The following is a 12514-nucleotide window of genomic DNA, read 5'->3' on the forward strand; positions in this document are numbered from 1 at the left end:
AGCCTATGCGCTCGGCGGGCCAAAACCGGGGCCCGGGTAGGCTGCCAGCCGGTCGATCACGGGGGATTCGGGATGGGTGGCGCAGCCGCGCTCGAAAAGCTGGTGCCGGTACTGCTGGCCTTCAGCGGCGGGGTGCTCCTCGCCCGACGGAAGATCGTCCCGGCGGAGGCCTCCAAGGTCTTCGCCGACTACGCCTTCCTCTTCGCCGTCCCCTGCTACCTCTTCGGCAACATCTACGCCAGCGACCTCGCGGCCCTCTTCGACTGGCGGGCCATCGGCGGGTACGCCGCCGCGGCCGCCCTCGCCGTGGCCGTGGTCGTCTCGGCCGCCGTCGCCCGCGGGCTGCGCGAACCCCGCGAGGTCGCCCTGCGCGTGATGGCGGCCGTACAGGTGAACACGGCCTACTTCGCCGTGCCCGTCTTCATCACCGTGTTCGGGACGGCGGCGCCGATCTTCCCGATCCTGCTCTTCCAGGTGTGCGTGCTCTCCCTGGTCGTGATCTCCCTCATGGAACTGGGCCGCGCGGGCGCCGCGGGCGGCACGGGCCGACGGCTGTCGCGCGCCCTCGGTGCCTCGCTGGCCACCCCGCTGGTGCTGGCCTGCAACGCGGGAATCCTGCTCAACCTGCTCGCCGTGCACGTTCCGGCCGTGGTGCTGGACGGGGCCGCCTTCGTCGGCGACAGCGCCTCCCCGGTGGCCCTGTTCTCCCTCGGCCTGCACCTCGGCGGGATCGGCCTGGACCTGCGCGGCACCACCCGCGAGGAGATGGCCCTCATCGCTTTCAAGTGCCTGGCCTTCCCCCTGCTGACCTGGGCGGTCTGCGGGGGCCTGTTCGGCGTGCGGGGCGAGTGGCTGGCCCACCTCGTCCTGATCGCGGCCATGCCGACCCCGCAGAACCTGTTCATCTTCGCCCAGCGCTACGACGTGGGCGTCGACCTCTCCGCCTCCGTGGTCATCAAGAGCTCGCTGGTGGCGCTGCTCCTCCTGCCGCTGTGGCTGCAGGTCGCCGTGGCGTGACCGCCCCGGTGGCCGGTACGGCTCGTTCCCCCGGCGCGCCCCGCTCGTTGACGGGGCATGGAAATGCCCACCACCGCGGCGCCGGGCCTCGGCGAACGCGCCGACGCCCTGGCCGATGCCGCCTGCCACCTCCACGACACCGTCGCCCCCTGGGGCGGCGCGGCGCCCGGAACCTGGAGCAGCGCCGCCGCCGAGGACGCCGCCGAGGCGATCGAGACCATCGCGCACGCCCTCGCGCACTCCCACCCGCGGGCCGAACTGGTCCTGGCCCCCGTACACACCGCCCTGGCCGACCTCCGCCGCCAGCTGGGGCTCCCGCCCGCCGACCAGCTGACGGCGGACGGGCTGCCGACGGCCCCGCGCGCCGTCGGCAATCCGCGCCGGACCCGGTGGGTGCGGGTGGTCACCCCTGCCGTGCCCCGGCAACAGCCTTCTCGTACAAACGCCTGATGTCGGCGCCGAAGTAGGAGCTGTAGGAGGTGTCCGCGGTGTCCCCGCCCGTCTTCCAGCCGCCGATCACGCCGACCACCTCACCGGTCCCGGTCCGCGCGTCGTAGCGGTTCAGGAACGGGCCGCCGCTGGTACCGCCGGGGTAGCCGGTGCAGTTGATCCGCAGGAACGAGCCGGGAATCCCGGGGTCGGCGCTGGTGAACTTGGTCGTCCGGTTCACGCACACGCGCGGGCGCGCCGCGGACGAGGGGTGCCCGATCAGAGTGATCTTGCCGTGGGTGTAGCCGGCCCCGGTGACCAGCCGGTTGCCGCCGACCACCGTCTCCACCGGGACGCCCTTGGCGTTCGGTCCTACCTGGGCGAAGGCCACGTCGAGGGTGGCGGCCCGATCGGCGCCCCGGGACACGTACCGCGGATCGATCCACACCTTCGCCCGGCCGGAGGCGGTGCGCAGGACCGGGAAGAGGCCGTACGGCTGAGGCTTCGCCCGGGTGTACCGGGGGACGAAGGCCACCTGCCGGGCGTCGGAGCCCAGCAGGCAGTGCCCCGCGCTGACGACCAGGTTGCGGCCGGGGGAGGAGACCACGCTCGCGGTGCAGAAGTAGGCCCCGGCCCCCTTCATGACGTACATCCGGCCGACGGAGGGGACCCCGTCGAAGTTCTGCCCGACACCGGGGCCCGCGAACGGCAGCCGCGCCGCGACCGGTTCCCGGGACGCAGACGGGGACGGCGAGGGGGAGGGGGACGGCGGCGGCGCGGGGTCGGTCCCGGGCTCGCCGGGCCCTTCGGGCGCCGGACCCGCCGGACCCGCCGGACCTGCCGGATCCGGCTCCTGCGGCTCCTCCGGTTCACGCGGGTCTGCGGCCGGGGCCGGGGCCGCGTCCGGGGCGGGTCCCGGGTCCGGGGGCAGCGGGACGGCCGAGGCCATCCGCCGGGCCGTCCAGAAGGCCGCCGCATCCGCGGCGGACCAGCGGGCAGGCCCCTGCGGGGCGGGGCCGTCGGCCTCGGCGACGGGCAGCGGCCCTCCGGGCAGCAGCAGCGCCGCCGTGGCCGCGGCCATCGTCAACGTACGTAGCATTCGGAACTCCTCGTGGCGCCGGTCGGACAGGGCAGGGGAGGGCAGACGGGGCGGGACGGGCCAGGGCGGACACCCCGGGGGCCGGAGCCGGCCGGGACCGCCGCTCACGGCACTAGACGGCCTGCGGGAAGCGGAACAGCCGCTCGGGGTCGTAGGTGCGCCGGACCTCCTCCAGGCGCGGGAGGTTCGGTCCGTAGTAGGCCTCGCGCCAGTCGGTCAGGGCCGGGTCGGCGTAGTTCTGGTAGGCGCGGCCGCCCGCCCAGGGGCGCAGGTCCCGCCAGAGCCCGTCGAGCCAGTCCCGGTGCCGGGCCGCCTCGGCGGGCGGTGCGGAGTCCGGCCACCGGACGAGGTACTGGGCCAGGAACGCGCTGTCGCGGTGGACGAAGGCCGTCGCCGCAGCCGGGACGCGGTTGACGGCTCCGCCGCACACCCCGTCGAACTGGACGACGCCCCGCCCGCCGCGCGGGACGGCCGAGGCGTACCGCCGGACCGCGTCGAGTACCGCCCCGATCGCCGCATCGGGCAGTCCGGCGCCGCTCCAGAAGTCCGAACGCGCGGCGTAGGACTCCCTGGCCAGCCGGCCCTGCGGGTCCCGTCCGGGCAGGCTCCCCGGCAGACGGCACTGCGCGGCGCTCTCCTCCAGGCAGCCCGCCAGCGCCCGGACGGTGTCCCCGTACCCGCGGACGGCGGTCCAGGTGTCCCGCGGTTCCGCGCCGACCAGGGCGGACAGGCGGCCGAGCTGTGCCTCCAGCTCCGCCCGCCCGTCGAGGCACACCACCCGGACCGCCGGAGCGGGTGCGGGCCCCCCGCCCGGACCGAGCACGAACTCCACCTGGCTCCAGAACGGGTCCGGCAGCCTCTCCAGCCAGCGCTGCCAGCCGCGCAGCACGTCCGCGGAGGCGTCCTCGGGCCAGTGCAGTTCGGCGGAGGCGCAGTCGCCGGCCGGGTGGACGGCGAAGCGGAACTCGGTCACCACCCCGAAGTTGCCGCCCCCGCCGCCGCGCAGTGCCCAGTACAGGCCGGGGTCCCCGTCGGCGCCGACCTCGCGGATCCTCCCGTCGGGGGTGACCACGCGGGCGCCCGTGAGCCGGTCGGAGGTGGTCCCGTACGCCCGCGAGGCCAGGCCGAGGCCGCCGCCGAGGGTGAGCCCGGCGATGCCCACGGAGGGGCACAGGCCGGTCGGGACGGCGAGGCCGCGGCCCGCCAGCCCGGCGTTCAGGTCGCCCAGCCGGGCCCCCGCACCGATCCGCACCTGCGTCCCCTCGACCGCGACGTCTGCCATGGCCGAGGTGTCGACGACCAGGCCGCCGGCCCGGGTGGACCAGCCCGCGTAGCCGTGGCCGCCGCCGCGCGGTACCACCGCGGCCCCGGAGCGGCGGGCGAAGTCCAGGCAGACGGCCACGTCCCCCGCGTGCAGGGGGTAGGCCACCGCGGCCGGCGCGAGGGAGTCGTACCGGGGCTGGAACAACTGCCGCGCCTCGGCGAAGTCGCGGTCGCCGGGCAGCACCACGCGCCCGTCGATCCCGCGGGCGAGGGCGCCGTAGTCGGGGCCCCCGGCCGCCGCACCGACGGTGGCGAGCACGGCCGCGGCCGCACCCCCCAGGACCTGGCGGCGATGGAGACTCATGCGTCCTTCCTGCCACCGCCCGGCCCGATCGCCGCGAAGGCGGGCCCACACACACCGCGTTGCCCCCCGATCGGCCCACGGCGGAATCGATTCGGCTCTTCATACGAGCAGTTCATCGGCGACGGAATCCGGCCGGGGCCGCCGGGGCCGGCCGGGGCCGGCCGGGGCCCGCCGTAGGGTGCAGGCATGCCTCTCGTGGACCTCAGTGCGCACTCCGAGGAGTTCGACGCCGACCCGTACCCCTTCTACGCCGCGCTGCGCTCGGCGGGCCCCGTCCACCGGCTGGCCGTCGACGGCGACCGGTCCTGGCTGGTCGTCGGCCACGAGGAGGCCCGCCAAGCCCTCAACCACCCCGCGCTCGCGAAGAACTGGCTGGGCTCGGACCTGTACGGGTCCGGCGTCCCGTACGGGTCCGCGCAGGCCGCCGCCGCCCACACCAACATGCTGGAGGCGGACCCGCCGCACCACACCCGGCTGCGCAGGCTGGTGGCCCGCGAGTTCACCGCCCGCCGGGTGGAGGCCCTCAGGCCGCGCGTCCAGCAGGTCACCGACGGACTCCTGGACGCGATGGCGGCCCGCCCCGAGCGCCGCGGCGACCTGGTCCGGGACCTCGCCGTCCCGCTGCCGCTCACGGTCATCTGCGAACTGCTCGGCGTCCCCGACCTGGACAGCGCGCGCTTCCGTTACTGGTCCCAGGAGGTCGTGGCCCCCGTGGACCGGGCGGGACCCGACGCTCGGGTCATGGAGCAGCTGACCGCCTACCTCTTCGAGCTGGTCGCCGCCAAGGCCGCCGACCCGGGGGAGGACCTGCTCAGCGCCCTGATCCGGACCCGCGACGAGGACGGGGACCAGCTTTCCCCGGACGAGCTGATCGGGATGGCCTTCCTGCTGCTGGTCGCGGGCCACGAGACCACGGTCAACCTCATCGGCAACGGCGTACGCGCCCTGCTGGAGCACCCGGAGCAGCTCGCGGCCCTGCGCGCCGATCCCGAGGCACTGATCGACGGTGCGGTGGAGGAGATGCTGCGCTACGACGGCCCGGTGCAGCACGCCACGTACCGCTTCGCCGTCGCCGACCTGGAACTCGGCGGCGTCAGGGTTCCGGCCGGCTCCTCCGTCCTGGTCGCCCTCGCCGCCGCCGACCGGGACCCGGCGCGCTTCGCGGAACCGGACGCCTTCGACATCCGGCGCACCGGCGGCGGCCATCTGGCCTTCGGGCACGGCATCCACTTCTGCCTCGGTGCACCGCTGGCCAGGATGGAGGGCCGGATCGCGATCCGGTCGCTGCTCGAACGGTTCCCCGGCCTGGCCGAGGACCCGGAGGCCGGACCCCGTGACTGGCTGCCGGGCACGCTGGTGCGGGGGGTGACCCGGCTCCCGCTGCGCTGGTAGCGCCGCCTCCCTCAGGTCTTGCGGGCGAGCAGGAATCCCCGGGCGGACCGCTCGTCGCCCTCCGGTTCCCGGACCAGGCGGGCCACCTCGGCGAGCCCGGCACCGGCCAGCAGGGCGGCGACCTGCTCGGGCGGGGTCAAGTAGACGTCGAGGTCGACCGGATGGCCGTAGGCGTGGTGCAGGCGGCGCCGCTCGTCGCCCGCCTTGAACGCGACCAGGGCATGGCCGCCCGGCGCGAGCACCCGCGCGAACTCCGAGAACAGGGCGGGGAGTTCCCCGGGCGGGGTGTGCACGGTGGAGTACCAGGCCAGGACCCCGCCGAGCACCCCGTCGGCGACGTCGAGCGCAGTCATCGAACCCACTTCGAACCGCAGCCCCGGATGGCTGCGGCGGGCCACCGCCACCATCGCGGGGGACAGGTCGACCCCGAACGCCCGTACCCCGAGCGCGTCCAGGTGCGCCGTCACCCGTCCCGGCCCGCAGCCGAGGTCGGCGACCGCCCGGCCGCCGCCGCCCGAGCCGCCCCGCACGTACTCGGCGAACGCCGCGAGCAGGGCCCGGTCCAGCGGGCGGGCGGCGAGCCCGGTCCCGAGCAGCCGGGCGTAGTCGACGGCGACGGCGTCGTAGGACGCCCGTACGGCGGTCAGGCGCGAGGTCTCTGTCATGCCCCTGAACAGTAGCCGCCGGGCACGGCGGATCACTCCGCGGTCAGCGGATTCGGCAGCTCCGCCCACTGGTCGCCCGGCGCCCCCGGGCTCAGCCGCATCAGGGTGAGCGCCTTCGTCGGCAGCGGCCCGGTCAACAGGGCCTCGCTGTCGTCCGTGGCCGGCAGGGCGGCGGCCTCGGCGAGAAGCGGCGCGAAGGACCCGGCGGAGCCCGCCACGGCACCGAGGGCGCCGGTCACCAGCGAGCCGAACAGCTTGCGCCGCAGGACGCCCACCTCGTCGGTGACCAGCCGGCCGGACAGCGGCGGCACCGGCAGCCCGTGCCGCCCCAGGCGGGCCGGGCTGATCCGGATGTCGGCCAGATCGCGGTACACCAGCCGCACCGGGTCCCCGGCGGCGCAGAGGACGACCAGCAGGTTCTGGCCGTGCGCCTCCAGGGCCACCCCCAGCTCCAGGGCGCGCAGGCACACCGACAGCGCGAGGCGGGCGAAGGCGGCCTGCCACGCGGCCGAGCGCGCCGGGGGGAAGGCGCCGAGCGCCCCCACCGGAAGCACCCGCTCGCCGGCGCGGGTGTCCGCGTACGCCTCCGGTGGTTCGCGCAGCACGGCCGCCAGGTCCGGGCTGTGCGCACTCGCGGCCCCCAGGGTGCGGGTGACGTGCAGCCGGCCGTCGAGCCGCTCGACCAGGGCCTCGGCGAAAGCCGAGACGGCCGCCGCGGTCTCCACGGAGTAGACGGAGATGTCCCGCACGGAGGAGGTCAGCCGCGTGCTCAGCGCCGTCTTCACATGCGCTCCGCCGGCCGGGCCGCCGCCGGCGCCCGCCCAGCCCCCGGCCGCGGGCGCCAGGGTGCGCAGCGCCATCAGCGGGTGCGCCGGGAAGCCGTCGCGGACCCGCCGCCCGGTGAGCACGTGGGCCGCCTGCCACGGATGCACGGGCAGCAGTACCCGCCCCCCGTCGCGCAGCAGGTCCGGCCAGTCACCCGTGACCAGGCAGTCCGCGGCGGGTACGGCCACCAGGCCCAGCCCGACCACGGGCTCGTGTTCCGGTGCGTACGCGAGCTGCTCGGCCACCGAGAAGCCGGGCCGGGAACGGCAGTTGGGGTGGTACGGATGGCCGTCCACCACCCGCTGCTCCCAGGCCCACGGTTCCACCGGGTCCGCCCCCCGCCCTTCCCGGGTCCCTGCGGCGTCACCGGCGCCGGCCCGGGAGAGCGCCAGCGAGGCCGTGCTGTCGTCCAGTTCGGCCGCGAACTCCTTTCCGTACGGCACGTCCAGCGCCAGGACCAGCCCCGCGGCCTGCCGGTGGGCCCGGCCGTCCAACCGCAGCTCGGTGACGTACGGGGCGGTCGCGAAGGGATCGGGCAGCGGGCCCTCCAGCCGCCGGCCGCCGGCCAGCACGAGCGCGAGCCCGTCGGCCCCGGGCTCCCGGCGCACCACCCACGGCAGCGGCTCGAAGGCCAGCGCCCGCCACAGCCGGGTCAGCACGGCCGCCCGAGCGCCGTCGAGCGCCGCGGCATAGGCCGCGCCGAGCCCGGGGCGTACGGAGCCCAGTGCGGCGGCGACGGCCTCCTCGGCGGGGGAGTCCGTCGGGGCGGCGCTCGGATACCGGCTGCGGTCCAGGGTCCTGTTCCTCTCAGGCGTACGGGCGGAGGTACCGGGGTACACCGCCACGAGGTGATGATCACGTCATCATCGCGGATACTGATGATCACGGCCGGTGATACGCCGCGCATCTCCGGCGCTCCGGGACGCACCGATGGAGATCAGTGGAGCTCAACACCACCGCAGATGCACATGCCGCCACGCCGCTCCTCAACTGCCTGCTCAGAGAGGCCGCCGAGCCCGTCGGCCGCCCGGTGCCCGACGGCGTCCCCGCCGTCCACCGGCTGCGCGGCAGCGGACGGCTGCTGCGGGTGCGGGGCGGCCGACGCCCCGCCCGCCCGGAACTGCGGACGGCGGACGGCTGGCATCCGCTCAGCCACACCGAACTGGTCAAGCTCACCTCCGACGAACTGCGCCAGTACACCGGTGTCTCCAACGACGAGCTCCCGGTCGAGATCGCCGACAGCCGGGAGGCCGTCGCCGCCCTGCTCGCCGCCCGCGCCGCGGCCGAGCCCCCGCAGGACCCGTACGTCCTGTCCGAGCAGTCCCTGGTGACGGGGCATCCCTACCACCCCGCCCCCAAGGCGCGCGGCGGGGCCCCGGCCGCGAGCTGGCTGCCCTACGCGCCCGAGGCCCACGCCCGCTTCCCCCTGGTCTTCCTGGGACTGCGTGAGGACCAGGTCGTCGAGGAGGGCGGCCCGGCCGCCGCCGAGGCCCTCGACTCGCTCGCACGACTCCTCGACGGCCCGCGCCCGCCCGCCGGCTACCGGCTGCTGCCCGCCCACCCCTGGCAGCTCGACCTGGTGGCCGGGCGCCGGCCGGTGCGCGAGGCCCTCGCCGACGGGCGGCTGCTGCGGCTGGGCGAGAGCCGGCGGCCCGCCTGGCCCACCGCGGCCGTCCGCACCCTGTACGTGCCGGACGAGGCGGCCGACCTGTTCGTGAAGTTCAGCCTCGACGTCCGCATCACCAACGACGTGCGCCGGCTCTGGCGGCGCGACCTGCTGGACCTGCGCCGCACCGACTCCGCCGTCGCCGCCGGGTTCGCGGCCCTGCGGCGGACCGGATCGGACGCGGCGTGGCTCACCGACCGGGGCTACCGCACGGCCGCCTTCGCCTTCGAGGAAATGGCCGTCCTGGTCCGCGACGGCCTGCAGGCGCACCTGCTGCCCGGAGCCGCGCCGCTGCTGGCCGCAGCCCTCGCGGAGAACCCGGCCGGCAGCCCCCTGGCGGACACCGCGGACCCGGCCGGCTGGTGGCGGGCGTACCTGCGCCAGGTCGTCCCGCCCGTCCTGGAACTGTTCGCCCGGCACGGCGTGGTCCTGGAGGCCCACCTGCAGAACACCCTGGTCGCCTTCGACGCCTCGGGCACCGCGGTGCAGGCCCTGTTCCGGGACGCGGAGGGGGTGCGGCTGTCGGCGCAGACCGGCCGCGCCGCCGGCTGGGAACGGCTGGTCTACTGCCTCGTGGTCAACCACCTGATGGAGGTCGGGGGAGCCCTGGCCGAACGGCACCCGCAGGCCGCGCCACTCGTATGGCCCGCGGTGCGCGAGGAGTTCCGGCGCTACGACGCCGCCCGCGGCCTGCCCGAGGCGGCGCAGCTCCTCACCGCCCCCACCCTGCCGGCGAAGACCAACCTGCTGCTGCGCTGGACGCGCGCGGACGGGGCGGCAGCCCGCTACCTGCCGCTGCCGAACCCGCTGCGCAGCTAGTGCCGTGACCGGAAAGGTTCACCGGGTCTTACCGGCCCTGCCCGGGGTGGGCGGGGGCCGGACGGGTGGGGTCCGGAACCGGCCAAGGTTGGGGCCGGAGGCGGCTCTCGCCCACCCAGAGGTATAGACCAATGCTAGGTTGGTCGGGCAGACCGCGCAGTCCTTGACCACCCGTCAGAGGAGAAGCCATGCCCTCCCCTTCGCGGGGCGGCGGCCCGGCCGCCATGCCCAAGTACCAGCGGATCGCCGCAGCGCTGCGTCGCGATCTCGAACGCGCCGGGCGCCCGCCCGGCGGCAGGCTGCCCTCCGAACGGAGCCTGGCAGAGCGCTACCAGGTCAACCGGCAGACCATCCGGGCCGCGTTGCAGCACCTGCGCGCGGACGGGCTCATCGTCACCGGCCGCCGGGGCACCCGGATCGCGGGGGCCGCCGCGCCGGGTGCGGCGCCCCGGCCCGCCCGGACGGCGGCCCCGGCGCCCGCCGCCACCCAGTGCTGGCTCACCGTGGTCACCGTGCCGCCCTCGCTCGCCGCGCTGCTCGACATGGACGGCGGAGACCGCACCCTGGTCCACCACCAGCGCGAGCACGGTCCGGACGGCGAGGCGCTCCAGCACGCCGTCACCTACCTCAGCCCTGGCGCCGTCGCCCGGACCCCGGAGCTGGCCGGCTACCGGGACCGGTCCGCGTCCGCCCGCGACGAGGACCTCGCCCCCTTGCACCGCTGGTTCGAGCGGGCGGCGGCCCGGGGCAGGCTCGCCGAGACCCTCACGATGACCCGCACCACCCACCCCCAGGGGCACGTGCCGACCTGCGGACTCAGTGTCCGCCGCACCCTCCGCGACGACGCCGGCGCGATTCTGGCCGTCACCGACCTGGCCTTCCCCTCCTGGGACAGCCTGACCTTCCATCGCGACCCGGCAACCGAAGCGGGCTTTCGCGTCACCTAGGGGGGCACGGCTACGGAGGCACGGCTACGGAGGCACGGCTACGGAGGCACGGCCCGGGCGTGCGAGAGGTCTTCGCAAGGGGCCCAGGGGGCACGTTTGCAGGACGGCCCGGCCCGGCGGCCGGGCCGAGCGGGCGGTCGGGGCCGCCGGCGCTCCGGCCGGGGAGGGGCCGGGAGTCGCCGGGCGGATGTGAGATGCCGGACACCGCGGGGCGCCGCCGGGCCGGTCGGGCCCGGCCGAAAGAGGCGGACTAGTCCGAAGCGACGTGGCGCAGCGGGGGACGGCCGAGGCGGCCTTCGCCCCGGCCGGGGCCCGCGGGATCAGTCGGGAAGCGAAGCGGGTCCGCGGTCCCCGCTCCGCCGTCCGCCGCCCCGTCCCCGTCGTCGTGGCCGTCCTCGGGCCCGTCCTCCTGCCCCTCGGCCGCATCCGGCGGGAAGGAGGCGGCGTCCGGGTCCGGGACGGCGCCCGTCAAGAGGGCGAGCAGGCCGCCCACCTGCACTCCTGCCTCGGCGGGGTGGCGGAACACGGCGCCCGTGGAGATCTCGTACTTGTTGCGCCGGCCGTCGCGGACGCGCTGCAGGTACCCGTCCGCCTCCAGGTCCGTGACGATCGTCTGGACGGTGCGTTCGGTCAGCCCGCAGACCGTGGCGACGTCTCTGAGCCGCACGGCCGGGTCCCGGGCGATGGTGACCAGGACGCGGGCGTGATTAGTCAGAAATGTCCAATTTTGGCGCGGTGACATACTCCCCATGTGCTCATGATGCGATAGACGGTTCACGTGATGCAAGACGTGAAATGGATTTCCGGTAATTCTTGACGTGAGAGCAGAAGAGGGCCACCATCTACGGCAGTCCAGGTCTCCGCGCCGCAAGCCGACCAGCCCAAGGAGCGAACCCCATGCCGGTCCCTGCCCCGTCCGCCGCCTCCTCCGCCACCCTCGCCGCCACCCCCACGGACGCGCCCGCCGCCTCCGCGGCCGTCCCGAGCCCCCGGCGGAGCTCCGAGACGGTACGGATCGCCGGCCTGCCGCGGATCGACGAGCCCCGCGAGGTGGCGCCCTCCGACGCGAGGGAGATGTCGAAGGTCTTCTTCCTGCGGCTGCGCGAGCTGACCGAGGGCACCCCGGAGTACCAGTACGTCCGCAACACGCTCATCGAGATGAACGCGTCGCTGGTGCAGTACGCCGTCCGCCGCTTCCGCACCCGCGGTGAGGCCGGCGACATGGAGGACATCGTCCAGGTCGGCACCATCGGCCTGATCAAGGCGATCGACCGGTTCGACCCCGCCCGGGAGAACGAGTTCTCCACGCTCGCGATGCCGTACATCACCGGCGAGATCAAGCGCCACTTCCGCGACACCTCGTGGGCCGTGCGCGTACCGCGCCGGCTCCAGGAGCTGCGGATAGACATCGCCAAGGCGAAGGAGGAGCTGACCACCGCGCTGGACCGGTCGCCCACCGTCGCCGACCTCGCCGCGCACCTCGGCCTCTCCGAGGACGAGGTCGTCGAAGGGCTGGTCGCCGCCAACGGGCACACCAGCGGCTCCCTGGACGCCCCGCACGCCGAGCACGGCGACGGCCCCTCCGAGGGCCACACCCTCGCCGACGTCATGGGCGAGGAAGAGCCGGCCATGGAGCTGGTCGAGGACATCCAGACCCTGGCGCCGCTGCTGGAGCAGCTCACCGACCGCGAGCGGCGGATGCTGCAGATGCGCTTCGGCGAGGAGCTGACGCAGGCCCAGATCGGGGCCGAGCTCGGCATCTCCCAGATGCAGGTCTCCCGCCTGCTCACCCGCCTGCTGGCCCACCTGCGCGCCTCCATGCTGGAAGACCCCGCCGACACCGCGGGCACGGCCGTCCGGGCCTGACCGGGCCCGGCCCCGCAGTGGAGCCGCACGCACGCGCACGTACGGGCTGACCCGGCGCAACTCCGCCGGTCGGCCCGTCTCCGCGTTGTCGGACGCGTCACACTCCGGCTCTCCTGCCCCGCGGTGCGGCCGCGAACGCCGGCCCCCGGGGCGTGAGGTGGA

11 protein-coding genes are annotated in these 12514 nt (G+C 75.5%); 6 read left to right on the forward strand and 5 right to left on the reverse strand.

Annotated features, from left to right (window positions below):
* Positions 1-72: 72 nt before the first annotated feature.
* Together ACLJTM_RS14500 and ACLJTM_RS14505 are read left to right on the forward strand one after the other, a co-directional pair.
* Positions 73-1017, forward strand: coding sequence for an AEC family transporter (locus ACLJTM_RS14500; RefSeq protein ID WP_411103954.1), 945 nt, complete (start codon positions 73-75; stop codon positions 1015-1017).
* A 63-nt stretch (positions 1018-1080) separates the two neighbouring features.
* Complete coding sequence (locus ACLJTM_RS14505) at positions 1081-1467, forward strand: hypothetical protein (protein WP_411103955.1); 387 nt, start codon at positions 1081-1083, stop codon at positions 1465-1467.
* Here the strand turns inward: ACLJTM_RS14505 and ACLJTM_RS14510 are convergent.
* Together ACLJTM_RS14510 and ACLJTM_RS14515 are read right to left on the reverse strand one after the other, a co-directional pair.
* Positions 1421-2545: a hypothetical protein gene (locus ACLJTM_RS14510; RefSeq protein WP_411103956.1), complete on the reverse strand. Its 1125-nt coding sequence runs from the start codon at positions 2543-2545 to the stop codon at positions 1421-1423. The genes ACLJTM_RS14505 and ACLJTM_RS14510 overlap by 47 nt on opposite strands.
* A gap of 112 nt (positions 2546-2657) precedes the next feature.
* Positions 2658-4172 (reverse strand): FAD-binding oxidoreductase, encoded by a 1515-nt coding sequence (locus ACLJTM_RS14515; RefSeq protein WP_411103957.1) that lies wholly within the window; start codon positions 4170-4172, stop codon positions 2658-2660.
* Between the two features lie 186 nt (positions 4173-4358).
* Here ACLJTM_RS14515 and ACLJTM_RS14520 point away from each other — a divergent pair, with 186 nt between their 5' ends.
* Positions 4359-5564, forward strand: a complete 1206-nt coding sequence (locus ACLJTM_RS14520; RefSeq protein WP_411103958.1) for a cytochrome P450 family protein — start codon at positions 4359-4361, stop codon at positions 5562-5564.
* An 11-nt stretch (positions 5565-5575) separates the two neighbouring features.
* Here the strand turns inward: ACLJTM_RS14520 and ACLJTM_RS14525 are convergent, their stop codons facing one another.
* Entirely contained in the window at positions 5576-6229 is a 654-nt protein-coding gene (locus tag ACLJTM_RS14525; protein ID WP_411103959.1) for a class I SAM-dependent methyltransferase, read from the reverse strand.
* Positions 6230-6261: 32 nt separating this feature from the next.
* Positions 6262-7848, reverse strand: coding sequence for an IucA/IucC family protein (locus ACLJTM_RS14530; protein WP_411104312.1), 1587 nt, complete (start codon positions 7846-7848; stop codon positions 6262-6264).
* Between the two features lie 146 nt (positions 7849-7994).
* Here ACLJTM_RS14530 and ACLJTM_RS14535 point away from each other — a divergent pair, with 146 nt between their 5' ends.
* Positions 7995-9539, forward strand: a complete 1545-nt coding sequence (locus ACLJTM_RS14535) for an IucA/IucC family protein (RefSeq protein ID WP_411103960.1) — start codon at positions 7995-7997, stop codon at positions 9537-9539.
* A gap of 188 nt (positions 9540-9727) precedes the next feature.
* The gene (locus tag ACLJTM_RS14540) at positions 9728-10486 is read left to right on the forward strand and encodes a GntR family transcriptional regulator (RefSeq protein ID WP_411103961.1); all 759 of its coding nucleotides are present in this window, start codon (positions 9728-9730) and stop codon (positions 10484-10486) included.
* Positions 10487-10736: 250 nt separating this feature from the next.
* Here the strand turns inward: ACLJTM_RS14540 and ACLJTM_RS14545 are convergent, their stop codons facing one another.
* Positions 10737-11237 carry a helix-turn-helix transcriptional regulator gene (locus ACLJTM_RS14545; RefSeq protein WP_411103962.1) on the reverse strand — a complete coding sequence of 167 codons (501 nt, stop codon included), beginning with the start codon at positions 11235-11237 and terminating at the stop codon, positions 10737-10739.
* A 146-nt stretch (positions 11238-11383) separates the two neighbouring features.
* Between ACLJTM_RS14545 and ACLJTM_RS14550 the strand changes: the two genes are divergently transcribed.
* Entirely contained in the window at positions 11384-12352 is a 969-nt protein-coding gene (locus tag ACLJTM_RS14550) for a SigB/SigF/SigG family RNA polymerase sigma factor (RefSeq protein ID WP_411103963.1), read from the forward strand.
* The last annotated feature ends 162 nt before the right edge of the window (positions 12353-12514 follow it).

It is taken from the genome of Streptomyces sp. cmx-4-9 (genome assembly GCF_046548835.1).
Lineage (GTDB): Bacteria > Actinomycetota > Actinomycetes > Streptomycetales > Streptomycetaceae > Streptomyces.